Genomic DNA, 21,887 nt, shown 5'->3' with positions numbered 1-21,887 from the left:
CGTTAAAAGCGCGCTTTAAGTGCACTGCAAGCGGGCCCGCCTGCGCTACGCAGTGTTGGCGGAAAGGTGCCTGAGTTCAGGCACAAAACAGGATTGTGCTCAGGTGTGTTCATCGGCGCTCAGGCGAGTCAGTTAACCGGGCTGCATTCGCCGCACAGCGGCCGGGTAATGTTCTCCCGGATATAGAGCGGATCATAGCCGCTGGCAATCAGGTAGTGTAATTTGGCGAACGCCGCTTCCAGGGTCAGGTCTGACCCCGCGACAACGCCAATCCGGTTGAGGGTCTCACCGGTTGCATAGGCACCCTGATAGACGCTCCCCTGATAACACTGGGTGGTATTGAGAAGGACGATACCCCGGTCACTGGCCTGTTCCAGTGACGTGATCAGCGCCTGGTTTTTATCCGGAGGGTTGCCGACCCCATAGGATTGCAAAATCAAGGCACGCACCTGATCTGAATCGAGTAGTGCATCAATGACTCTGGCGGATATACCCGGATAGACCTGCGCCATCACTACGGCGTCGGGGTTGAACTGCGGCAGTGTGAATTGCGGTTTACCCTGTTCCAGCAGCAGTGCGTGCTCCAGTTTTATCTGGATACCTACCTGCCCCAGCCAGGCAAAATTGGGGGAGTCAAACGCATCCAGTTCGGTGCTTTTCACCTTTCGGCTACGGTTGCCCCGCAGCAGTCGTCCGTTGAAGTAGATACAGACTTCCGGAATTGTAAAGTTACCCGCCAGAATCAGACTGGTCACCAGGTTGTCCAGCGCATCATTGCGCAGCTCTGTCAGCGGGATCTGTGAGCCGGTAATGATCACCGGCTTATCCATTCCTTGCAGCATGAAGGACAGTGCTGAGGCGGTATACGCCATCGTGTCGGTGCCATGGAGGACAATGAATCCGTCATAGTCGCTCCAGCGTTCGATCAGCATCTGGCCTATCTGTCTCCAGTCGGCAGGCATCAGATTGGAGCTGTCGATCAGTTGCGCGAACTCAATCAGCTCATATTCCGGTAACGGGTGTGTTGAGGCCAGGCTCTGCTGTGGGGGCAAGCGGCGGCTAAGCAGCGCTGCAAACCCTTTATCCGGCACATATCCCTGTGCCGACGAACACATGCCGATGGTACCCCCGGTGTGCAAAATCAGGATGCGTCGTTTCATCCGCTGCGTTTCTCCAGATTGACTGGCTGAGGTGCCAGCATGGATGCCGGACTGAGCAGCCTTTCCAGCTCTGCCTCGCTCAGCAGTCCCTCCGCGAGTACCAGTTCTCTGACAGTGCTGCCGCTGTTAAGGGCTATCTGGGCGATCCGTGAGGCGTTGCTATAACCGATGTGAGGTACCAGCGCGGTAATACAGCCAATGCTCCGGTCTAACAGTTCGGCACAGCGTTCCCGGTCCGCTTCAATACCGCGGATGCAACGCTCTTCCAGCATCGAACAGGCCGATCCCAGCATCTTCATCGAGTTCAGCAGGTTGTAGATAATCAGCGGTTCCATTGCGTTTAGCTGTAACTGCCCTGCTTCTGCGGCCAGGGTAACCGCCAGATCGTTAGCGATGACCTGATAAGCTGTCTGGTTGACCGCCTCAGGAATTACCGGGTTAACCTTGCCAGGCATAATGGATGAGCCAGGTTGCATCGGTGGTAGTTTGATCTCGCCAAAGCCGGTACGCGGGCCGCTGGAGAGCAGCCGCAGGTCATTGGATATCTTGCTCAGTTTGATTGCAAAGCGCCGCAGAATACCGGAGAACAGCACAAAGGCTCCCATGTCTGAAGTGGCTTCAACCAGGTTGGTTGCCGGTACCATCGGCTTGCCGGAGATCTCGGCGAGATGGCTGACGGCTAATGCTGCATATTGTGGATGGGTATTGATGCCGGTACCGATAGCGGTGCCACCGAGATTGATTTCACACAGCAGTGTGCAGGCTTCACCGAGACGATCAATGTCTTCACTCAGTGTGACGGCAAACGCTTCAAACTCCTGCCCCAGGGTCATCGGTACCGCATCCTGCATCTGGGTGCGGCCCATCTTCACCACATCGGCAAACTCAACGCCTTTAGCCGCCAGCGCTGCTACCAGACTTTTTATGGTGTCGATCAGCGGATCGGCCGCCAGTTGAATTGCCAGACAGGCAGCGGATGGGTAAGCATCGTTAGTCGACTGGGAACGGTTAACGTCATCGTTGGGATGCAGATATTGATACTGCCCTTTCCCATGCCCGAGTTTTTCCAGTGCCAGATTGGCAATCACTTCGTTGGCATTCATGTTGGTTGAGGTGCCAGCCCCGCCCTGAATCAGATCAACGACAAACTGGTCATGCAGATGGCCATCACGAATCTCTTCGCAGGCGGCAATGATCGCCTGGGACTTCAGTGGATCAAGGCTGCCAAGGTCGGTATTAGCTTTGGCGGCGGCCATTTTAACCATCGCCAACGCCTGTACCAGTTGTGGGAAATGGCTGATCGCTACCCCGGTGATCGAGAAGTTATCAACGGCGCGTTGTGTCTGGATGCCATACCAGGCATCCGCAGGAATTTCCATATCGCCCAGCAGGTCGTGCTCAAGACGTGTGTTCATTTGTCAGTGTTCCAATAAAGAGGCCGGGCATCTCTGCCCGTGGCCATTCAGGTTGTATGTGCCCGCCGCAGCGTTCGGTCCGCAGCGGGAATTCATCAATATCAGGATGTCGCTTTCATGGGTTGATTAACTGTGTGCTCAGCGGGTGTGTCTGTTTGTGCGGCAAGCTTATCCCAGGCAGCCGGATCAATATCCAGATCGCTGAATTTGGTTGCATCAAAGATAGGGGTCTCGATCCCGTCTCTGCGTTGCTGTTCATAGTCACGCATCACCCTTAGCCCGGTCTTAAACAACAGCGCCAGTGCCAGCAGGTTTGCCAGTGCCAGTAAGCCCATGGTGACATCTGCAAAGGCGAATACAGTACCCAGATCCATAATGGCACCCCAGCAACAGAGACAGATGATCGCGACGCGGAAGGCATTAAACAGATTCTGATTCTCTTCACTGAAGAAGTTAAGGCTGTTTTCGCCCAGATAGTAGTTGTAAAGAATAGTGCTGAAGCCAAACAACAGCAGCGCAATACTGACGAACATCCGGCCCCATTCGCCAACATGATCGGCCAGTGCCGATTGCGTCAGTGCGACGCCCCCCTGCCCGGCAAGGGTAGCTGAATCATAGATACCGCTCAGCAGGATAATGAACGCGGTACAGGAGCACAGAATCAGGGTGTCGATAAAGACAGAGAACGCCTGCACGATACCCTGGTTCGCCGGGTGCGGAACGTAGGCAACTGCGGCAACGTTTGGGGCGCTGCCCAGACCTGCTTCATTGGAAAACAGGCCGCGCTTAACACCCATAAGAATGGCTGCGCCGACGCCGCCTCCTATTGCTGGATTAAGACCAAACGCACTGTTCACAATCAGCGTGATGACGTCGGGGATCCGTTCGATGTTCAGGGCCAGAACAACCAGGGTGATGCCGAGGTAGCCCAGCGCCATCACCGGAACCAATATTTCAGACACTTTAGCGATGCGTTTAACGCCGCCAAAGATGATCAGACCGACAATCAGTGCCAGCGCGATTCCGGTGTAATAAGTTGGGATACCAAAGGCATCCTCAAATGAGGTGGCAACCGAGTAGGACTGCATCGCAGTAAAGCCGAAGCCAAAGGTTACCAGCAGCAGTACCGAATAGAGGGCTGCCAGCCATTGCCACTTTTTCCCCAGGCCCCGACGGATGTAATAGGCTGGGCCACCCCGGTAGGTGCCATCCGGTTCAGCTTTTTTAAAGGTTTGCGCCAGAGTACATTCGAAGTAGCTGGTCGCCATGCCCATCAGGCCGATGACCCACATCCAGAAAATGGCGCCCGGTCCTCCCAACGTAATCGCCACTGCAACACCGGCGATATTACCGCCTCCCACTCGCCCGGCAACGGAGAGTAACAGTGCCTGGAATGAGCTCAGGTGTCCCTGCTGCTCATGCTTGAATGCCTGCTTACTGCTGAGAATTTTGAACATCTCGCCAAAGTAGCGGAACTGCACAAACCGCGATGCAATTGTAAACCAGAGGCCCAGGGTGATCAGCACGGCTATCAGAACTTTTCCCCAGAGCAGATCGTTGAGTAACTCCAACATAAGACAGTCTCCATGTGCGACACCGGGTCGCTATTATTTTTGTGGTTGAGATGAATATTTAAGCAGTATTATTGAGAGCAGAACATTTGATGCTTTAGTGCAGACTGGTGTCAGATAGCGCAGAAACTGCGCTAATCTGCGCCATCAATTGCTTTGCATCCTGGATAACTTCCCCTTTAGAATGAACTTCCCCCGGGCGTCGTTAAGTGGAGCAGGATCTGATGCATCAGGACTTTGCCAGCAATCTCAGGCTGCTCTGCAGCTATTACAAGTCGATAGCAGAAGTGTGTCGGCGGCTCGATATCAATCGGCCTCAGTTCAATCGTTACTTGAGTGGGCGGTATAAACCTTCTGCCCATACGCTGCTGCGTTTTTGTGATTTCTTTGGTGTCGAAGAGCACGAAATTCTCATGCCCCATGAGCAGTTTGAACGTCTGATCAAGGTGCGCCCTCGCCCTCAACCAATTGAAGAGTCTGAGCACCTGGAGTCAGATCATCTGGACAGACTGCAGCGCGGCATCGCCAACCTGGATAAATACCTGGGCTATTATTTTGAGTACTATCAGTCCATGGCCTATCCCGGGCGGATATTGAGAACCCTGATCTGTATCGAACGGCGTGATGACAGAGTCTGCTATCAGCGCACAGAGCGCCTGCGGGAGCATCCCGGCGATAAGGTCTTCCATGGGGTTTATCTGGGCATCGCCAGCTTTCTGACCGACCGAATTTTCATGATGGATTACGAGTCTCTGACGGGTAATGAGATGACTCAGACCATCCTTTTTCCCTCTTTTAAAAACCGGGTATCTCGACTCAGTGGCTTGAAGCTAGGGGTGTCAGGTAGTGGTGAACGGATGCCCTGCTGTGCCCGGGTGGTGTATGAGTATCTGGGAATCTCTGTTGATAAGCAGCGCGCGTTATCCCTTTGCGGGTTGTACGAGCAGGATTCTTCTGAGATCGACCCTTCAATCAGGGCGATGATTCGCAACACTATGGGAAGTGATGACTGGCATTTTCGGGCATTGTATATCTGAGCGCAGTGTCTTATTGCCCTGGCAAGTGGCAATGGTATACCGGCCTGTTATTACTCCTCTTCCGGTATCAGGCCGTTTTTAATCAACGCTGCATGAATCTTTATGGCACTTTTCTTTAACCGATTCAGTTCGCCGAAGCTGGGAGTATAGCCCGCATTGAGTTCTGATTCGGTCTCTTCCAACTGGGTATCAAGGTAGTCCAACAGTTTTTTTGAGCAGCCCGTGCAAGGGCCATCGCACAGTTTATCTATCGGGGTATCGAAAGGGATCGCTTTTCTGATCTCAGCAATCAGCGTGCGCATCGCTGTCTCAGTGTTCGGTTTGGTTGCCATCTTTTAATGTTCCACGTGAAACCTTTATGCCTGACAGGTGTGTTGGTGATAGATAATATGCAGTGCGGCGGCTTCAAGATCATCAACGACAATTGTATTTTCCGGCAGGCCTCCCTTGGCGATAGTCCGCTCGCCTTTGCCAGTTCTGACCAGAATCGGAAGGCAACCGGTAGCGACGGCTGCTTCAAGATCGCGGAGAGAGTCGCCCACAGAAAATACTTTGCCAGGATCGATGTCAGGGTAACAACTTAAAATATGCTGATAGAGTCCAGGTTGGGGTTTGCGGCAGTAACAGTTGTCGTCAGGGCTGTGTGGACAGAACTCAATTTTATCAATGCGACCACCCTGCTCTTTCACCAGCTGCGACATTTTGTGGTGCATCTGATGAAGTGTGCTGATGTCGAAATAGCCTCGGGCGAGGCCGGACTGATTAGTTGCAACACAGACATCAAAGCCTGCTTTGGTCAGTCGGGCGATCGCTTCCAGGCTTCCAGGCAGTGGCTGCCACTCATCAACAGTTTTAATGTAGTCGTCGGAATCGTAGTTAATAACTCCATCCCGATCGAGGATGACTAATTTCATTATGAGTATGCCTTGTATAGAGATATGCGGATTGTAACGCTGCAGGAACAAAAATGCCGGTTAATAACCGGCATTTTTTATAACCACGGTCAGACCGATCTTAACTGAGCACAGAGATATCGGCGACACCCAGGAACAGGTTGCGCAGCTGTTTCAATAGCGCCAGGCGGTTGTTACGGATCGCTTCGTTATCCGCCATCACCATTACGTCGTCAAAGAATTTATCGACAACCGGACGCAGCTCGGCGAGTTGTTCCAGTACCGCTTTAAAGTCTCCCTGAGCGATTAGTGGCTGCAACTGCGTCGCTTTATCAGCAACCGCGGCAGCCAGCGCTTTTTCGGCCTCCTCCTGTAGCAGGGTCTCAGACACGCTGGACGCGATATCGCCCTCCTGCTTGCTGAGGATGTTCGCTACCCGTTTATTGGCGGCTGCCAGGGCGGCTGCCTCTTCCAGGGTGCGGATGTGACTAACGGCCTGAACCCGCTGATTGAACTCCAGTGGGCGGGTTGGGCGCAGGGCGTGAACGGCAAGGTAAACTTCAGTAGCGATACCTTCGTCATCATACCAGGCACGGAAACGATCCAGCATAAAGTCGGTAATGCGGGTTACCAGTCCCTCTTTTGCTGGCAAGTCAGTGTAGCTGTTGGCAGCTACCTGAATCAGATCTTCGAGGTCGAGATTCAGTTGGCGCTCGACAATAATACGTAGAACACCCAGCGAAGCGCGACGTAGTGCAAACGGATCTTTTGATCCGGTTGGTGGCTGGTTGATGCCGAACAGACCGGTCAGCGTATCGAGACGATCCGCCAGTGCCACAGCAATGCCTGGCTCGCTTTGTGGCAGTTCGTCACCCGCAAAGCGCGGCATATATTGCTCGTTCTGCGCCAGGGCAACCCCTTCGTCTTCTCCGTCATTCAGGGCGTAATGGTAACCCATCAGTCCCTGCAGATCGGTGAACTCGTAGACCATGTCGGTCATCAGGTCGGTTTTCGCAAGCATTGCAGCCCGTTCAGCTTTGTCCTGATCCTGCCCCAGTTGAGCGGCGATATGCTTCGCCAGCACGGCAACACGTACCGCTTTATCATGCAGGGTGCCAAGCTCTTGCTGGAAGACAATCGATTTAAGATCTTCGATGCGTGATTCCAGAGTGCGCTTCTTGTCGGTTTCAAAGAAGAAAGCTGCATCAGCCAGACGTGGGCGGATGACCTTTTCGTTACCCGCAATCACCTGCGCCGGATCGGTAGATTCGATGTTGGCGATGGTGATAAAAAACGGCATCAGCTGACCATTGCTGTCAGTGACGTGGAAGTATTTCTGGTGCTCTTTCATGGAAGAGATCAGCGCCTGGGAAGGCACTTCGAGGAAACGGTCATCGAAGCGTCCGGTCAGGGCAACAGGCCATTCGTTGAGTGCCGTAACCTCGTCCAGCAGGTCTTCGTCAATCTGGGCGATACCATTAATCGCAGCGCCTTCTGACTCAACCTGGGCACGGATTTTTTCCCGACGCTCCTCAAAGTCGGCGATGACCCAGCCAACGCTTTCGAGGTTTTCCAGGTATTCGTTTGCCTGGTTAAGTGTGATTTCGTGGTTGTAATGAAAGCGGTGGCCGCGGGTGTTGCGGCCCGCTTTCAGTCCCAGAATTTCACTCTCGATCACCTGATCGCCCAGCAACATCACCAGCCACTTCACCGGACGCACGAATTCGGTACGGGACGCACCCCAGCGCATCCGTTTCGGAATAGGCAGTTTGCTCAGTGCATTTTCAATAATGGCTGGCAGTTCGTCTGCAATCGCTTTAGCAGGCAGCGATTGGCTGAAGCTCATCTTGCCATTGATATCTTGCAGGTTTTCAACCGTGGTGCCGCATTTACGTGCAAAGCCTTCAAGTGCTTTTGAGGGGTTGCCCTGCTCGTCAAAGGCGATCTGTACTGGGGGGCCCGAAATAATGTTGATAGTCCCAGGTACTTTTAAAGGGAGGTCTTTGATAAGCAGTGCGAGTCGTCGAGGTGCAGCGTAAGACATAAACTCTGCGTTACCGAGCATTACATCGCCATGAGGTTTAAATGCTTCATTTAAACCTGCAATTACTCCTACCTCTAAGGCTTGCGAAAGTGTTCTCAGCGCCTTTGGTGGCAGTTCTTCTGTACCGAGTTCAAAGAGGAAATCCTGACGGTTTACTGAATCAGTCATCACTTGCTCTCCTCTTCACAGGCGGCTAATACTTCGTTGCGGATGCTCTCTTCTGCCAATGGGAAGCCCAGCCCTTTGCGGGTGTTGAAGTAGGCTTGTGCAACCTCCCGGGCCAGCGTGCGGACGCGCAGAATAAAGCGCTGACGTTCGGTCACGGAGATCGCGTGGCGGGCATCCAGCAGGTTGAATGTGTGTGACGCTTTCAGCACTTGCTCATAGGCAGGCAGTGGCAGCGGTACATTCAGGGCGAGCAGCTTGTTGCACTCAGCCTCATAGTGGTCGAAGTTTTTGAACAGTTGGGGCACATCGGCATGTTCAAAGTTATATGTTGATTGCTCCACTTCATTCTGATGGAACACATCACCGTAGGTGACCGGAGTGCCGTCTGGGTTGTAGGTCCAGATCAGATCGTAAACGCTCTCGACATCTTGCAGATACATGGCGATACGTTCCAGGCCGTAGGTAATCTCACCGGTAACCGGGTAGCACTCAATACCACCTGCCTGCTGAAAGTAGGTGAACTGTGTGACTTCCATGCCGTTAAGCCAGACTTCCCAACCGAGTCCCCATGCGCCCAATGTTGGAGATTCCCAGTTGTCTTCAACAAAACGAACATCGTGCACGTTGAGATCCAGCCCCATTCGCTTCAGTGAGCCTAAATAGAGTTCCTGAAGGTTGTCTGGTGAAGGCTTCATGACTACCTGAAACTGGTAGTAGTGTTGCAGCCGGTTTGGGTTCTCACCGTAGCGGCCATCGGTTGGGCGGCGGCTAGGCTGCACGTATGCTGAGTTCCAGCTTTCGGGACCGATAGCGCGCAGAAAAGTTGCTGGATGGAAGGTGCCTGCGCCGACTTCCATATCCAGTGGTTGCACTATTACACAGCCCTGCTCCGACCAATACTCTTGCAGTGCCAGGATCAGCCCTTGAAAGGTGCTGGCATCCGGTCTCGCTTTATCTGTCACTGAGATCACCATTTAGAATCTGTTTGTACAAAAATAGAGCGGAATTATACACGAAAACCAGATAGGTAGAGCGTTTGGATAGCCGATATGGCTGGTTTTTCAGTTCCTTTTGTCCTGGTTTAGTAGTCTCTGCATAGATATTTCAAGAGTTCGATCACCTGCCCGGTGTTTTCTGCCGTTGCCATTGCTGCGGCATCGATCTCTTTAAGCGGATGAGTCAGTTCTTTGGAGTGCTCAATAATCAGTGATTTTCCGAGCGCAGTTGCGATGCCTGCATCAAAGGCAGCGTTCCATTGTTTGTACTTGTCACCAAAGCGTACAACAACGATATCTGCTCTACCCAGGGCGGTCATGTGTCTGATGCTGTTTATCTTCGCTGCTTTGTGGTCTTTCCAGAAAGGATTTTCTTCTGCGCCTAATAGATCAACGCCGCATTCGTCGCTACTGCTGTGATCGGTATTGGGAGTAAGGATCTCGATGGGAAGGTTATTTGCGCTGATGGCATTTTTGATTTTTTCACGCCATTCGGTATGAATTTCGCCTGACAGATATACGGTGTATTTCATCTCTATCGTGCCTTGTGTTAGTCATTAATAGAGACTGCATTATATAATCTCCTCAGTTTTTTGAAGCTGTTATCATTTCGCAATATAAAAAGGTTCCACGTGAAACATCTTAAAGGCTGGTTGTCTGTATCGGTTTTATGGTTGCTTGCTCTGTTGCCTCTGTCGTTGGGGCAAAGGTTAGGCGCGGCGCTGGGCGTGCGTGCGTATAAAAAGAGAGGTAAGGCCTATAACATTACCCGGATGAATATCGACTTCTGCTTTCCTGAGTTGCTTCAGGAGCAGAAACAGACACTGATTAAATCCAGTCTTATTGAAACCGGAAAGATGGCGGGTGAGCTGGGTATGAGCTGGTTATGGCGGCCTGAGCGGGTGATGTCAAAGGTCAGGAAGGTTCATGGCGAAGAGATTATGGCCACGGCTCTGAGTCAGGGGCGCGGGGTTATCGTAATAGGTCCCCATCTTGGTAATTGGGAGGTGTTGGGGCTGTATCTGAGTACCCGTTACCCGCTTACATCGATGTATCGTCCGCCTAAGATTGAGTTGTTGGATCGGCTAATCAGAAAGAAAAGAGCCCGCCTGGGAGCCAAGTTGGCTCCGGCTAATGTTAAGGGAGTGCGTATGGCGATGAAGTCACTCAAGGCGGGTGAGGTGTTGGGTATTCTGCCGGATCAGGAGGCTGATAGTGGCAGTGGAATATTTGCCCCTTTCTTCGGACAGGATGCTTACACTATGAAGTTGTTGCCGCAGTTGGCGGCGCAGACCGGTGCGGTTGTGGTGTCGGCATATGCCCGGCGACTGGCTGATGCTGAGGGGTTTGAAATCTTCTTTCATAAAGCGCCGGAGCAGATCAATGATAAAGATCTGTTGTGCTCTGCTAGCGCAATGAATGCTGAAGTTGAGTATTGTGTGCGGCAGATTCCGGAGCAGTATCAGTGGGAGTACAAGCGGTTTCAGCACCGCCCGGACGGTGGACGGATGTATTGAGTGAATGGGTGTGTTGTTAGAAACAGAGAAAGGGCCTTGTGCCCTTTCTCTGTTTCTAGCGCTTCCAGAACGATGGTGTAAACAGTACCAATAAGGTAAACACTTCAAGGCGACCCAGTAACATGGCAAATGTCAGTACCCATTTGGCGGTGCTATTCAGATCGCCGTAGTGGGTTTCCACCTGTCCAAGGCCGGGCCCCAGGTTGTTGAGCGTGGCGCCAACAGCCGACCATGCGGTGACCTGATCAAGCCCGGTTCCCAGCAGAATGATCAGCATAATAATAAAGACGATGAGATAGACTGAGAAGAACCCCCAGACCGCTTCGAGGATGCGGTCAGAGATTGGCTCTCTGCCGAGTTTGACCGGGATGACAGCGTTAGGGTGGATCAGTCGCTTAATCTCTCTGTGGCCCTGCTTGAGGATCAGTAGTACGCGGATGACTTTCATGCCGCCACCGGTCGAGCCTGCACAACCACCTGCGAAGGCGGCAACGAACAGAAGAAATGGCAGCATGACCGGCCACTTGGCAAAGTCTGCTGTGGCAAAGCCGGTGGTGGTCGCGATAGAAACAACTTCAAATATCGCCTTGCGGATCGACTCACCGGGAGTGTAGGTTGCGGTCAGCGTCAGGACAACGGCTGACAGGCAGATGATGCTGAAGAGGATGGTCAGGTAGAACTTAAACTCTGGATCCTGAAAATAGTGGCTGAAGGTGCGCTGACGCCAGGCGAAAAAGTGCAGGCCAAAATTGACCGCAGAGATCACCATAAAAAAGGTGCAGATCGCTTCGATCAGTGGGCTGTCGAAATAGCCAATACTGGCATCATGGGTGGAGAATCCGCCGATAGCCACGGTTGAAAAGCTGTGCCCTACCGCATCAAACAGGGTCATGCCCGCCAGCCAGTAGCCTAGAGCGCAGGCGACGGTGAGTGACAGGTAGATGTACCAGAGCGCTTTCGCTGTCTCAGTGATGCGCGGGGTGAGTTTACTGTCCTTTACCGGTCCTGGGGTTTCTGCACGGTATAGCTGCATGCCGCCGATGCCAAGCATCGGGAGGATAGCGACCGCCAGAACAATAATTCCCATGCCGCCGAGCCATTGGAGTTGCTGTCGGTAGAACAGAATGGATTCGGGTAACACGTCAATGCCGGTCATCACGGTTGCGCCGGTGGTTGTTAGCCCTGAGAGTGATTCAAATACCGCATCAACAAATGACAGCCCCGGGTCGTCTGATAGCATAAAGGGGATCGAGCCGAACAGTCCCAGTACGACCCAGAAAAGGACTGTGATGAGAAAGCCATCCCGGGTTCGCAGATCTTCTCTGACGCGGTAAACCGGTGCCCAGATAAGAAAACCGGTTAGCAGCGTGATGATAAAACCTGAGATAAATGCCATATGGGTACCGTCATGGTAGCCATAGGCGATAGCCAGTGGTGGTAGCATGGTGATGCTGAATATCATCAGCAACAGGCCGAGGATCCGGAGAATTACCTTATAGTGCATAAATGCTCCCCGATTAGAAAAATCCTAAACCTACCTGGAATAAGCGTTCCACTTCACTGATCTTACGTTTATCAACAAGGAACAGGATGACGTGATCAGCGTTCTCGACGACGATGTCGTCATGGGCAATCAGCACCTCATCTTTGCGCACAATAGCACCAATGGTTGTACCTGCCGGCAGATCGATCTCTTCGATTGTTTTGCCGACCACTTTAGAGGTGCGTTTATCCCCATGGGCGACCGCTTCAATAGCCTCGGCGGCGCCACGACGCAGGGAGTGAACCGCCGCAACATCACCACGGCGAACGTGGGTCAGGAGGCTGCCAATAGTGGTTTGCTGAGGTGATATGGCGATGTCGATCACCCCGCCCTGCACCAGGTCTACATAGGCCGGGTTGTTAATCAGGGTCATCACCGTCCGTGCACCGAGTCGTTTTGCCAGCATTGATGCCATGATGTTGGCTTCATCATCATTGGTCAGGGCGCAGAAAACATCGGTGTCTTCGATGTTTTCTTCCAACAGCAGCTCTTTATCGGAAGCGCTGCCCTGCAGGACGATAGTGTTATCCAGGTTTTTTGCCAGGTTGTTGCAGCGACGGATATCCCGCTCAATGATTTTTACCTGATATTTATCTTCGATATTCTGGGCTAAGCGTGCCCCAATATTACCGCCGCCAGCGATGATAACCCGCTTGTAGGGGCGGTCAAGGCGACGCAGCTCGCTCATGACGGCGCGAATATCTTTTTTGGCGGCGATGAAAAAGACTTCATCGTCCGCTTCGATAACGGTGTCCCCTTTGGGGATGATTGGCCGGTCTTTGCGGAAAATGGCTGCCACGCGGGTATCGATAGAGGGCATGTGTGAGCGCAGATAGGATATTTCACGTCCGACCAGCGGGCCGCCGTAATAGGCTTTCACCGCTACCAGCTGGGCGATGCCATCGGCAAAATCGAGTACCTGAAGTGCCCCGGGATGTTCGATAAGGCGGCGTATATGTTTGGTGACCAGCTCTTCCGGACTGATCAGCACGTCGATGGGGATCGACTTGTCGGTGAAGATCGCTTTATCCTTGAGCAGGTAGTCATGCTCCCGGACCCGGGCAATTTTGGTGGGGGTATTGTAGAGGCTCTGGGCGATCTGACAGGCGATCATGTTGACCTCGTCACTATTGGTCACCGCGATCAGCATATCCGCATCCCGTGCGCCAGCCTGCTCGAGGATCGACGGGTGAGACGCTTTGCCTTCTACCGTGCGGATATCCAGACGATCCTGCAGCTCTCTCAGTCGGCTGATGTCGGTGTCGACAATGGTAATATCGTTCGCTTCACTGGCAAGGTTTTCTGCCAGTGTGCCGCCAACCTGCCCTGCGCCAAGAATAATAATTTTCATAACTAATAACTCTCCGGTCAGCTGGCAGAACAGTCTGCTTCAGTTCTGATCCTTTAACAATACTGCATAGTAAAAGCCATCATGTCCCTGCGGTTGGGGGAACAGCTGACGGCCAAATGGCCGCTCAATACCCCAGTCAGCTTTGATTGGGAGATGACAGGCATCTGCCTGTGCCTTAATGAATCGTTCTATCACCCGCTCGTTTTCCTGAGGGAAGACTGAGCAGGTAGCATACACTAGTCGACCGCCGGGTTTTAACATCTGCCAGCAGTTTCTCAGAATTGCCATCTGCAGATCCGCAAGGACTTTAATATCCTCACTCTGACGCAGATGTTTAATGTCCGGGTTGCGCCGGATCACTCCCGCTGCTGAACAGGGCGCATCCAGTAAAATCCGGTCATACTCCTGCCCGTCCCACCAGTTGAGGGTAGCGGCATCAGCGATGATAACTTCAGCGCTCAGGTTTAAGCGGTTGAGGTTTTCTTCGATTCTGGCGGCGCGGCTACTCTCCAGCTCGATGGCGGTGACATGGCTCAGCTCGGACTGGTGCTCAAGAATATGGCAAAGCTTACCACCGGGTGCGGCGCAGGCGTCCAGAACCCGCTGGCCTGGTTGCAGATCCAGCAGCACGCCGCTGAGCTGCGCCGCTTCATCCTGTACGCTGGCAAAACCGTATGCAAATCCCGGCAGTATACTCACATCTGTGGGGGACTCCAGCTGAATTCCTACTTCGGAAAAAGGTGTTGCAGTTGCGTTGATGCCCGCATCGTGCAATAGCTTCAAATAGGCGTTCTGACTGGTTTTCTGCTGATTAATACGCAGGGTCATCGGCGGCTGTTGGTTGTTTTGTTCCAGCATCTCTGCCCAGTTTTCCGGCCAGTTGTGCTGCAGCTTGGAGATCATCCACTGGGGGTGGTTATAGCGAAACTCAGGCTGTGCAGACAGCTGTTCAAACAATCGCTCCTGCTCCCGTTGCAGATTGCGCAACAGCGCGTTTAGCAGCCCTTTCGCCCACTCCTTGTTTAGCTGACTGGCGGCCTCGACGGTTTCGCTGACCGCTGCGTGTGTTGCGACCCGCATCTCCAGTAGCTGATAAAAACCCAGTAACACCAGGGCATACAGATCCTGATCCTGCGGTTTAAAGGGTTTCTTCAGAAGTTGACTTGCGAGACAGGAAAGGCGGGGCAGAAACCGCATGGTGCCATAACAGAGTTGCTGTAGTAGCGCCCGGTCACTCTCCTGGCACTGCTGCAGCGCCCGGGGTAACGCGGTATTGAGTGACTCTTTTCGGGCGATAACCGGCCCCAGGGCGCGTGCGGCAATAGCGCGGATATTCATCAGGACTGGCCCAGCTCCGTTCCGTGAGTAAACAGCTCTTTTTTGGAGTTTAGCACGGCGCTGGTATCCATCGCTTTGCTGCCGGGTAGTTGTATTTTAAGCAGGCGCACCGCCCCGCTGCCGCAGGCGACAATAATCGCGTGCTTATCGGTGCCGATCACCGTGCCGGGTTTTGCTGTGCTCTGCTCATTGCTGACGTCGGCGTACCAGACTCTCAGGGTTTCTCTGTTGAGCGAGGTAAATGCGACCGGCCAGGGCGACAGTCCGCGGATCTGTCGGGCGATCTCCGTGGCGGGTTTACTCCAGTCGATCTCCCCTTCCGCTTTTTCCAGCTTGTGGGCGTAGCAGGCCAGGCTATCATCCTGAACCTCCCGAGGGATCGACTGGTCAGCAATGGCGGGCAGGCTTTCCAGTAGTGCCGTTGCGCCGATGGCCGCCAGACGGTCATGCAGCTCACCGCTGGTATCTGTGGTCGTGATCGGGCAGGCCTTTTTCAGCAGCATCTCGCCGGTGTCCAGCCCGGCATCCATCTGCATAATGGTGACCCCGGTTTCGCTGTCGCCCGCCAGCAGTGCCCGGTGAATCGGTGCTGCGCCGCGCCAGCGTGGCAACAATGAGGCATGGACGTTGATGCAGCCCAGCCGTGGCGCATCAAGCACTGCCGGTGGCAGTAATAATCCGTATGCCACTACTATCATCAAATCGGCATTTAGCGCGGCCAGTTGCTGGCGATCCTCATCCTGTTTGAAGTTCACCGGCTGATAAACTGGCAGGTCATGCTCCAGAGCCACTTTTTTTACCGGGCTCGGCGTCAGCTTACGGCCTCGTCCAGCGGGGCGGTCTGGCTGGGTATAGACACCGATAACATGGTGTCCGGCATCCAGCAGCGCCTGCAGGTTGGTGGCGGCGAAATCCGGCGTGCCGGCAAACAGAATGCGTAGCTGTTGAGCAGAATCTGACATGCTTCAGGCCTTCTGCTTGTGCAGTTTGTCCAGTTTGCTGCGGATGCGATTACGTTTCAGCGGCGAAAGGTAATCGACAAACAGCTTGCCTTCAAGGTGATCAATCTCATGTTGAATACACACGGCCAGCAGATCATCTGCTTCTAGTGTGTACTCCTCGCCGAACTCATTCTGTGCGGTGAGACGGATTTTATTGGGGCGCTCAACATCTTCATAGAACCCTGGAACGGAGAGGCAGCCCTCCTGCATCCGCTCTGTTTCGTCCGCAAGAACCTCAATCTGAGGATTAATAACCACCATCGGGGTATTTTTCTCTTCAGAGGTGTCGATAGTGATGATACGCTGGTGCACATTGATCTGCGTTGCCGCAAGGCCAATGCCAGGTGCGTCATACATGGTTTCAAACATGTCTTTGACCAGCTGGCGCAAATCATCGTTAAATTCAGTAACCGGCTCAGCAATTGTGCGCAGGCGTGGATCGGGAAATTCGAGTATTGGAAGTAATGACATGGCTGCTTGAGAAAGAAAAGGTTGAAAAAAATGAGCGCTAGAATCAATAATCTTCCCATTATACTGATATAGATACACAATGTATTGCCGATACTGTTATAGACTTTCAAAAATATGGCGGTCTGAGACAAGGATTAGAAGATGAAACAACTGGTAACAGGTTTTCTGGGCGCTCTGGCGGTATGGATTGCATTAGTAATGCCGGCGCAGGCCGATGTTCGCAAAGATACCCTGGCATTAAAAGAAAACCATCCGAAAACGTATGTCGTGGTTAAAGGTGATACGCTCTGGGATATCTCCGGCATGTTCCTGCAATCGCCATGGAAGTGGCCTCAGCTGTGGGGTTATAACCAGCAGATTGACAACCCTCACCTTATCTACCCAGGCGATGTCCTGACATTGAAGTGGGTGGGTGGTCAGCCGCGTCTGGTGCTGAATGACGGTATTCTGCGTCTGAGCCCCAAGGCTAAAGTGACGCCGCTGAAAGATGCGATTCCTGCCATTCCGCTGAAAGATATTATCAGCTTTTTGTCAGATAACATCGTTATGGATAGTGATGAACTGACGGCGGCGCCTTATATCGTTGGCGGGACGGCCAACCGGATTGTTGCGGGCGCTGGTGACCGGGTCTATGCGCGAGGAACGCTGGCTGAAGATTATTCCCGTCAGAATATCTACCGTCCGGCTAAAGAGTACATCGATCCGGTGACTCAGGAGCACCTGGGTTATGAGCTGTTTAAGATTGGTGATGCGGTCGTTGATAGCAAAAAAGGGGACATCATCACCCTTGATCTGCGTAAAACCCGTGAAGAGGTCTCCGCACTGGATCGGGTATATCCCAGCCAGAAAGAGGCGATTCAGTCGGTGTTCTACCCAAGCGCTCCTGAAAGTGAGATCAATGGACGTATCCTGTCTGTTCTGCGCGGTGTGCGTCAGGCTGGACAGTATGATGTCGTTGCGATTAATCAGGGGATACGTGAAGGCTTGAAGCCGGGGCATGTTCTGACTATTTTCCGCGCGGGTGAGCAGTTGAAAGACCCGGTGACGAAGGAGCTGATTGTTCTGCCGTCTGAAAAATCGGGTCTGATGATGGTGTTTAAAGCGTATGAAAAAATCAGTTATGCGCTGATACTGAAGGCGACTGATGTCATTGCGGTTGGTGATGAAGTGCATACGCCGGAGTAAGGCTAACGCTTAACGACAATGGACAAGGAGTGTCCATGAATGAATATCTCAGGGCGTGGATCGCCCTGTCCGAACTACCGGGGATTGGCCCCGGAGGGCTGGTCAGGCTACTGGAGGTTTGTCAGCCTGGGGCAGATTCAGAACTGCCCTCGTTGCTGCAGCTGTCTGTAGATCAGTTGAGTTCGTTTAATCTGCCCCCGCCGACACTGCATCATATTCGCGCCTATCAGACGGGTGTCTGGCCTGATGCTGAATATCTTCAGCGTATTGACGTCTGGCTGGAACAGCCGTTTAACCACCTTGTTACCTATCTCAGTGACAGTTATCCCTCTCTGTTAAAGCAGATAGCTGATCCTCCCCTGCTGTTGTACGTCAGAGGTCATCCGGATGTTCTGCATCTGCCGCAGCTGGCCATTGTGGGAAGTCGCTCCGCCAGTCGTAGTGGCATCGCATTAAGCAGTGCCTTCGCCAGCGATCTGACAAAGGCGGGTGTAACGATCACTAGCGGTCTGGCCAGAGGTGTCGATGGCGCGGCGCATATGGCCGCTGTGGCGCTTTCAAAGCCTACCGTGGCTGTGTTGGGCTCAGGACTGATGAAGATCTACCCCCGACACCATCTGGCGCTGGCGGATGATATCGTTAATCACGGGGGCGCTTTAGTGTCGGAATACCCATTAACGATGGCCCCCTTGCCGCATAACTTCCCCCGCCGTAACCGCATTATCAGCGGTTTGAGTGCCGGAGTGCTGGTGGTGGAAGCTGCCAGACGCAGCGGTTCGCTGATTACTGCCCGGATGGCGCTGGAACAGGGGCGGGAGGTATTCGCTCTGCCTGGCGCGTTGAATAACCCTCAGAGCCACGGTTGTCATGATCTGATTCGGGAAGGCGCGACTCTGGTGGAGAGCAGTGCCCAGATTATTGAGCCGTTAGCCAGTCTGCTGGGCAGTTACTGCTATGATGAAAAACGGTCGTCGCCGGAGTCAATAAAGTTGACCGATGCCGAGGCTCAGCTGTTGGAACAGATGGGTTATGATCTGGTGACACTTGAGCAGCTGATTAGATTAACCGGTCTGGATGCTGCAGAACTGCTGCCGCAGCTGGTGGGGATGGAGTTGTCTGGTTATATTGAAAACACCCCTGATGGCTATCAGCGACTGATCTGATACTGACTGATCTGTTTGCTGATTCAGGACGTAAAAAACCCGCTATTTTGCGTGGTTGAATGTTGTACAGTTTTAGAGTACTTTGCCACGTTTTCCCGAATAACTTCCCGACTTTTGAAGGAAATCATGACTAAACCATTTGTTGCTATTCTGATGGGTTCCGACTCCGACCTGCCGACGATGAAAGCCGCTGTTGACGTACTGCGTTCACTTGAAGTTCCGTTTGAGATGAAAGTCAGTTCAGCGCACCGGACGCCGGTACAGACCCACGATTACGTTAAGGATGCTGACCAGCGTGGCGCGGTTGCCTTTATCTGTGCTGCAGGTATGGCGGCTCACCTGGCGGGTGCGGTTGCGGCCAACACCACTAAGCCGGTTATTGGCGTACCAATTGAATCCTCTCTGGATGGCCTGGATGCTCTGCTCTCTACCGTGCAGATGCCCGGAGGTATTCCCGTTGCAACTGTAGCCATCGGCAAGGCCGGTGCGAAAAATGCAGCCTACCTGGCGTGTCAGATTGTTGCGGTGCAGGATGCTGAGCTGGCTGAACGGATTAAAGCTGAACGTCTGGCAAATACCGAAGCGGTTATTGCTAAAGACAAAGCGTTGCAGGAACGACTGGCCAACGGCGAAATCTGATCATTATGAGCTGGTGGCATGTTCGTCAGGCAGCCAGGGCGATGCACCAGGGTGGTGTCATCGCCTATCCTACCGAAGCGGTTTGGGGACTTGGCTGCGACCCCTTCAATGAAACGGCGGTGTATCGTCTGCTGGCGATTAAGCGCCGCCCGGTTCATAAAGGGCTGATTCTGGTCGCTTCATCGGTGCAACAGATAAAGCCTCTGCTGGATAATCTTGCGCCAGATGAGCGGGCGCGAGTGATGGCTTCCTGGCCCGGTCCGGTCACCTGGATTTTACCTGATCCTGATAATCTTATACCCTATTGGATCAAAGGGAATCACGCCTCAGTCGCGGTGAGAGTGAGTGATCACTATCAGGTCAAAAATCTTTGCGAAGCGTTTGGCTCAATGATTGTTTCAACTTCAGCTAATTATTCAGATAAAGATGCTGCAAGGGATAAGTTGAAAGTGACTATTCACTTCGGTGATAAAGTGGATGCTATTGTCCCCGGTGAGCTGGGGGCTCTGAGTCGACCAACAAAGATTTATCGTCTGGACAGTGAGCAACCGGTAAGAAGTTAAATCTGGCAGCGGTTAGTGATGACTGACAACGTTGCAATGATTAAGGGTAAAAGTATGTCAGCACCGGACATTAATGCGGTAAAAGAGTATCTGCTAAATCTGCAAGACAGGGTTTGCGCGCAACTGGAAAACGTTGATGGGCTGGCACAGTTTGCCGAAGACAGCTGGCAGCGCGAAGCCGGTGGCGGAGGCCGCACCCGGGTGTTGGTTGATGGCGCGGTGATCGAGAAAGGCGGGGTGAATTTCTCCCACGTGTTTGGCGATAAACTGCCAGGCTCTGCGACTGCCCACCGGCCGGAGCTGGCTGGTCGAACCTTCCAGGCGATGGGGGTGTCACTGGTTATCCATCCGCACAACCCCTATGTCCCCACTTCCCATGCCAATGTTCGTTTCTTTATTGCTGAGAAAGAGGGGGAAGAGCCGGTCTGGTGGTTTGGTGGTGGCTTCGACCTGACCCCCTATTACGGTTATAAAGAGGACTGTCGTGCCTGGCACCAGGCGGCAAAAGCTGCCTGTGATCCTTTTGGTGAGGATGTTTATCCGCGCTACAAAGCCTGGTGTGATGAATATTTCTATCTTAAACACCGGAATGAGCCACGCGGTATTGGTGGCTTGTTCTTCGACGATCTGAATGAGCCGGATTTTGACACCTGCTTTGCGCTGATGCGCTCGATCGGTGACGCCTATGCTCCCGCCTACTGTCCTATCGTTGAGCAACGTAAAAATATGCCTTACGGCGAGCTTCAGCGTGATTTCCAGCTGCACCGCCGTGGCCGTTATGTCGAATTCAATCTGGTGTTTGACCGGGGAACCCTGTTCGGTCTGCAGTCCGGTGGCCGGACTGAGTCGATTCTGATGTCGCTGCCGCCTGAGGTTCGCTGGGGGTATGACTGGAAGCCTGAGCCGGGCTCTGAAGAGGCGCAGCTGTATGAGCTGTATCTGAAGCCGCAGAACTGGCTGGAGGCATAAGATGACCGATCGTTATGCGGTGTTTGGTAACCCGATCAAGCATTCAAAGTCACCCCTGATCCATACGTTTTTTGCCGCTCAGACCCAGCAGGATCTTGAATACAACTCGGTACTGGTGGCGGAAGATGGCTTCAGTGAAGCTGTGGATAACTTTCTTTCTTCCGACGGTGACGGTAAAGGTCTGAACATCACCGTGCCATTTAAGGTGGAAGCCTGGCAGAAGGCTGAGTGTCACTCCGACCGGGCGAAAATGGCCGGTGCGGTTAACACTCTCTACCGCAACGAAGCCGGTCAGTTATGTGGTGATAATACCGATGGTCTTGGGCTGGTGGCGGATATTACCCGTAATAATGGCGGTGAGATCAGCGGCAAAGATATTCTGATTCTGGGTGCAGGTGGTGCGGTGCGCGGTGTGCTGGAGCCGATTCTGGCGTTGCGCCCTGCCCGGCTGGTCATCGCTAACCGGACCGTGGCTAAAGCCGAACAGCTGGCACAGTTGTTTGCTGATCATGGGGCTATTGAAGCCTGCAGCTTTGAGCAGTTAAGCGGTCAGCAGTTCGATCTGGTAATCAACGGAACAGCGGCCAGTCTGCAGGGTGAAGTGCCTCCCCTTCCCGATAACCTGTTGCGAGAGGGCGCCTGGTGCTACGACATGATGTATGGTGCTGAGATCACCGCGTTCAACCATTGGGCTGCAGCACATGGCGCAGAAAAAGTCCTCGATGGTCTGGGAATGCTGGTAGAGCAAGCGGCCGAATCATTTGCTATCTGGCGTGGAGTACGTCCCGAGACTTCCGAACTAATTCAAGAGCTTAGACATCAACTACTGGCTAAGTAGTAACCAGTAAAATCGTTCCTTGCGTG

21 protein-coding genes are annotated in these 21,887 nt (G+C 53.2%); 8 read left to right on the top strand and 13 right to left on the bottom strand.

The window, feature by feature from the left end; translation table 11 throughout:
• Nucleotides 1-128: 128 nt before the first annotated feature.
• The 3 genes from ansA to ACQY8X_RS08045 all read right to left on the bottom strand — a co-directional run bounded on the left by ansA (nucleotide 129) and on the right by ACQY8X_RS08045 (nucleotide 4,149).
• The gene (gene ansA, locus ACQY8X_RS08055; protein WP_428034635.1) at nucleotides 129-1,160 is read right to left on the bottom strand and encodes an asparaginase; all 1,032 of its coding nucleotides are present in this window, start codon (nucleotides 1,158-1,160) and stop codon (nucleotides 129-131) included.
• Nucleotides 1,157-2,575: an aspartate ammonia-lyase gene (locus ACQY8X_RS08050; protein ID WP_428034634.1), complete on the bottom strand. Its 1,419-nt coding sequence runs from the start codon at nucleotides 2,573-2,575 to the stop codon at nucleotides 1,157-1,159. The genes ansA and ACQY8X_RS08050 overlap by 4 nt, the downstream gene beginning before the upstream one ends.
• Before the next feature lie 101 nt (nucleotides 2,576-2,676).
• Nucleotides 2,677-4,149, bottom strand: coding sequence for an alanine/glycine:cation symporter family protein (locus ACQY8X_RS08045; RefSeq protein WP_428034633.1), 1,473 nt, complete (start codon nucleotides 4,147-4,149; stop codon nucleotides 2,677-2,679).
• Between the two features lie 206 nt (nucleotides 4,150-4,355).
• Here ACQY8X_RS08045 and ACQY8X_RS08040 point away from each other — a divergent pair, with 206 nt between their 5' ends.
• Nucleotides 4,356-5,183, top strand: coding sequence for a helix-turn-helix domain-containing protein (locus ACQY8X_RS08040; protein WP_428034632.1), 828 nt, complete (start codon nucleotides 4,356-4,358; stop codon nucleotides 5,181-5,183).
• Nucleotides 5,184-5,233: 50 nt separating this feature from the next.
• Here the strand turns inward: ACQY8X_RS08040 and ACQY8X_RS08035 are convergent, their stop codons facing one another.
• From ACQY8X_RS08035 to ACQY8X_RS08015, 5 genes are all read right to left on the bottom strand, one after another.
• On the bottom strand, nucleotides 5,234-5,515 hold the full coding sequence (locus ACQY8X_RS08035; RefSeq protein WP_428034631.1) for a hypothetical protein: 282 nt from the start codon (nucleotides 5,513-5,515) through the stop codon (nucleotides 5,234-5,236).
• A 24-nt stretch (nucleotides 5,516-5,539) separates the two neighbouring features.
• Nucleotides 5,540-6,097 (bottom strand): D-glycero-beta-D-manno-heptose 1,7-bisphosphate 7-phosphatase, encoded by a 558-nt coding sequence (gene gmhB / locus ACQY8X_RS08030; protein WP_428034630.1) that lies wholly within the window; start codon nucleotides 6,095-6,097, stop codon nucleotides 5,540-5,542.
• A gap of 100 nt (nucleotides 6,098-6,197) precedes the next feature.
• Complete coding sequence (gene glyS, locus ACQY8X_RS08025) at nucleotides 6,198-8,288, bottom strand: glycine--tRNA ligase subunit beta (protein WP_428034629.1); 2,091 nt, start codon at nucleotides 8,286-8,288, stop codon at nucleotides 6,198-6,200.
• Nucleotides 8,288-9,262: a glycine--tRNA ligase subunit alpha gene (gene glyQ / locus ACQY8X_RS08020; RefSeq protein WP_428034628.1), complete on the bottom strand. Its 975-nt coding sequence runs from the start codon at nucleotides 9,260-9,262 to the stop codon at nucleotides 8,288-8,290. Before glyQ ends, glyS begins: the two co-directional genes overlap by 1 nt.
• Before the next feature lie 107 nt (nucleotides 9,263-9,369).
• Nucleotides 9,370-9,816, bottom strand: a complete 447-nt coding sequence (locus ACQY8X_RS08015) for a YtoQ family protein (RefSeq protein ID WP_428034627.1) — start codon at nucleotides 9,814-9,816, stop codon at nucleotides 9,370-9,372.
• A 99-nt stretch (nucleotides 9,817-9,915) separates the two neighbouring features.
• Between ACQY8X_RS08015 and ACQY8X_RS08010 the strand changes: the two genes are divergently transcribed.
• Complete coding sequence (locus ACQY8X_RS08010) at nucleotides 9,916-10,800, top strand: lysophospholipid acyltransferase family protein (protein ID WP_428034626.1); 885 nt, start codon at nucleotides 9,916-9,918, stop codon at nucleotides 10,798-10,800.
• Between the two features lie 55 nt (nucleotides 10,801-10,855).
• On the opposite strand, the gene ACQY8X_RS08005 is transcribed toward ACQY8X_RS08010, so the two are convergent.
• Genes ACQY8X_RS08005 through def form a run of 5 tightly spaced genes read right to left on the bottom strand, consistent with a single transcriptional unit; the run spans nucleotide 10,856 to nucleotide 16,504 of the window.
• Nucleotides 10,856-12,304, bottom strand: coding sequence for a TrkH family potassium uptake protein (locus ACQY8X_RS08005; protein WP_428034625.1), 1,449 nt, complete (start codon nucleotides 12,302-12,304; stop codon nucleotides 10,856-10,858).
• Nucleotides 12,305-12,317: 13 nt separating this feature from the next.
• Nucleotides 12,318-13,694: a Trk system potassium transporter TrkA gene (trkA, locus tag ACQY8X_RS08000; RefSeq protein WP_428034624.1), complete on the bottom strand. Its 1,377-nt coding sequence runs from the start codon at nucleotides 13,692-13,694 to the stop codon at nucleotides 12,318-12,320.
• A 39-nt stretch (nucleotides 13,695-13,733) separates the two neighbouring features.
• Complete coding sequence (gene rsmB / locus ACQY8X_RS07995) at nucleotides 13,734-15,032, bottom strand: 16S rRNA (cytosine(967)-C(5))-methyltransferase RsmB (protein WP_428034623.1); 1,299 nt, start codon at nucleotides 15,030-15,032, stop codon at nucleotides 13,734-13,736.
• Nucleotides 15,032-15,994, bottom strand: a complete 963-nt coding sequence (gene fmt / locus ACQY8X_RS07990) for a methionyl-tRNA formyltransferase (RefSeq protein WP_428034622.1) — start codon at nucleotides 15,992-15,994, stop codon at nucleotides 15,032-15,034. The genes rsmB and fmt overlap by 1 nt, the downstream gene beginning before the upstream one ends.
• A 3-nt stretch (nucleotides 15,995-15,997) precedes the next feature.
• Nucleotides 15,998-16,504, bottom strand: coding sequence for a peptide deformylase (def, locus tag ACQY8X_RS07985; RefSeq protein ID WP_428034621.1), 507 nt, complete (start codon nucleotides 16,502-16,504; stop codon nucleotides 15,998-16,000).
• Nucleotides 16,505-16,645: 141 nt separating this feature from the next.
• Between def and ACQY8X_RS07980 the strand changes: the two genes are divergently transcribed.
• The 6 genes from ACQY8X_RS07980 to aroE all read left to right on the top strand — a co-directional run bounded on the left by ACQY8X_RS07980 (nucleotide 16,646) and on the right by aroE (nucleotide 21,861).
• Nucleotides 16,646-17,689, top strand: coding sequence for a LysM peptidoglycan-binding domain-containing protein (locus tag ACQY8X_RS07980; protein ID WP_428034620.1), 1,044 nt, complete (start codon nucleotides 16,646-16,648; stop codon nucleotides 17,687-17,689).
• Nucleotides 17,690-17,724: 35 nt separating this feature from the next.
• Complete coding sequence (gene dprA, locus ACQY8X_RS07975) at nucleotides 17,725-18,852, top strand: DNA-processing protein DprA (protein ID WP_428034619.1); 1,128 nt, start codon at nucleotides 17,725-17,727, stop codon at nucleotides 18,850-18,852.
• A gap of 126 nt (nucleotides 18,853-18,978) precedes the next feature.
• Nucleotides 18,979-19,491 (top strand): 5-(carboxyamino)imidazole ribonucleotide mutase, encoded by a 513-nt coding sequence (gene purE / locus ACQY8X_RS07970; protein ID WP_428034618.1) that lies wholly within the window; start codon nucleotides 18,979-18,981, stop codon nucleotides 19,489-19,491.
• A gap of 5 nt (nucleotides 19,492-19,496) precedes the next feature.
• The gene (locus tag ACQY8X_RS07965; RefSeq protein ID WP_428034617.1) at nucleotides 19,497-20,054 is read left to right on the top strand and encodes an L-threonylcarbamoyladenylate synthase; all 558 of its coding nucleotides are present in this window, start codon (nucleotides 19,497-19,499) and stop codon (nucleotides 20,052-20,054) included.
• Nucleotides 20,055-20,108: 54 nt separating this feature from the next.
• Nucleotides 20,109-21,023 carry an oxygen-dependent coproporphyrinogen oxidase gene (hemF, locus tag ACQY8X_RS07960; RefSeq protein ID WP_428034658.1) on the top strand — a complete coding sequence of 305 codons (915 nt, stop codon included), beginning with the start codon at nucleotides 20,109-20,111 and terminating at the stop codon, nucleotides 21,021-21,023.
• Between the two features lies 1 nt (nucleotide 21,024).
• Nucleotides 21,025-21,861, top strand: a complete 837-nt coding sequence (gene aroE / locus ACQY8X_RS07955; RefSeq protein WP_428034616.1) for a shikimate dehydrogenase — start codon at nucleotides 21,025-21,027, stop codon at nucleotides 21,859-21,861.
• Nucleotides 21,862-21,887 lie beyond the last annotated feature (26 nt).

Origin of the sequence: Amphritea sp., from assembly GCF_050300915.1 — a bacterium.
In the GTDB taxonomy this organism is placed as follows: domain Bacteria; phylum Pseudomonadota; class Gammaproteobacteria; order Pseudomonadales; family Balneatricaceae; genus Amphritea.
The sequence above is the reverse complement of the archived record's forward strand: the minus strand, read 5'-3'. Positions and strand labels throughout refer to the sequence as shown.

Bases quoted from the DNA above. Each gene is read 5' to 3' on its own strand.
- ansA (WP_428034635.1), bottom strand. From the start codon at position 1,160: ATGAAACGACGCATCCTGATTTTGCACACCGGGGGTACCATCGGCATG.
- ACQY8X_RS08050 (WP_428034634.1), bottom strand. From the start codon at position 2,575: ATGAACACACGTCTTGAGCACGACCTGCTGGGCGATATGGAAATTCCT.
- ACQY8X_RS08045 (WP_428034633.1), bottom strand. From the start codon at position 4,149: ATGTTGGAGTTACTCAACGATCTGCTCTGGGGAAAAGTTCTGATAGCC.
- ACQY8X_RS08035 (WP_428034631.1), bottom strand. From the start codon at position 5,515: ATGGCAACCAAACCGAACACTGAGACAGCGATGCGCACGCTGATTGCT.
- gmhB (WP_428034630.1), bottom strand. From the start codon at position 6,097: ATGAAATTAGTCATCCTCGATCGGGATGGAGTTATTAACTACGATTCC.
- glyS (WP_428034629.1), bottom strand. From the start codon at position 8,288: ATGACTGATTCAGTAAACCGTCAGGATTTCCTCTTTGAACTCGGTACA.
- glyQ (WP_428034628.1), bottom strand. From the start codon at position 9,262: ATGGTGATCTCAGTGACAGATAAAGCGAGACCGGATGCCAGCACCTTT.
- ACQY8X_RS08015 (WP_428034627.1), bottom strand. From the start codon at position 9,816: ATGAAATACACCGTATATCTGTCAGGCGAAATTCATACCGAATGGCGT.
- ACQY8X_RS08005 (WP_428034625.1), bottom strand. From the start codon at position 12,304: ATGCACTATAAGGTAATTCTCCGGATCCTCGGCCTGTTGCTGATGATA.
- trkA (WP_428034624.1), bottom strand. From the start codon at position 13,694: ATGAAAATTATTATTCTTGGCGCAGGGCAGGTTGGCGGCACACTGGCA.
- rsmB (WP_428034623.1), bottom strand. From the start codon at position 15,032: ATGAATATCCGCGCTATTGCCGCACGCGCCCTGGGGCCGGTTATCGCC.
- fmt (WP_428034622.1), bottom strand. From the start codon at position 15,994: ATGTCAGATTCTGCTCAACAGCTACGCATTCTGTTTGCCGGCACGCCG.
- def (WP_428034621.1), bottom strand. From the start codon at position 16,504: ATGTCATTACTTCCAATACTCGAATTTCCCGATCCACGCCTGCGCACA.
- ACQY8X_RS07980 (WP_428034620.1), top strand. From the start codon at position 16,646: ATGAAACAACTGGTAACAGGTTTTCTGGGCGCTCTGGCGGTATGGATT.
- dprA (WP_428034619.1), top strand. From the start codon at position 17,725: ATGAATGAATATCTCAGGGCGTGGATCGCCCTGTCCGAACTACCGGGG.
- purE (WP_428034618.1), top strand. From the start codon at position 18,979: ATGACTAAACCATTTGTTGCTATTCTGATGGGTTCCGACTCCGACCTG.
- ACQY8X_RS07965 (WP_428034617.1), top strand. From the start codon at position 19,497: ATGAGCTGGTGGCATGTTCGTCAGGCAGCCAGGGCGATGCACCAGGGT.
- hemF (WP_428034658.1), top strand. From the start codon at position 20,109: ATGTCAGCACCGGACATTAATGCGGTAAAAGAGTATCTGCTAAATCTG.
- aroE (WP_428034616.1), top strand. From the start codon at position 21,025: ATGACCGATCGTTATGCGGTGTTTGGTAACCCGATCAAGCATTCAAAG.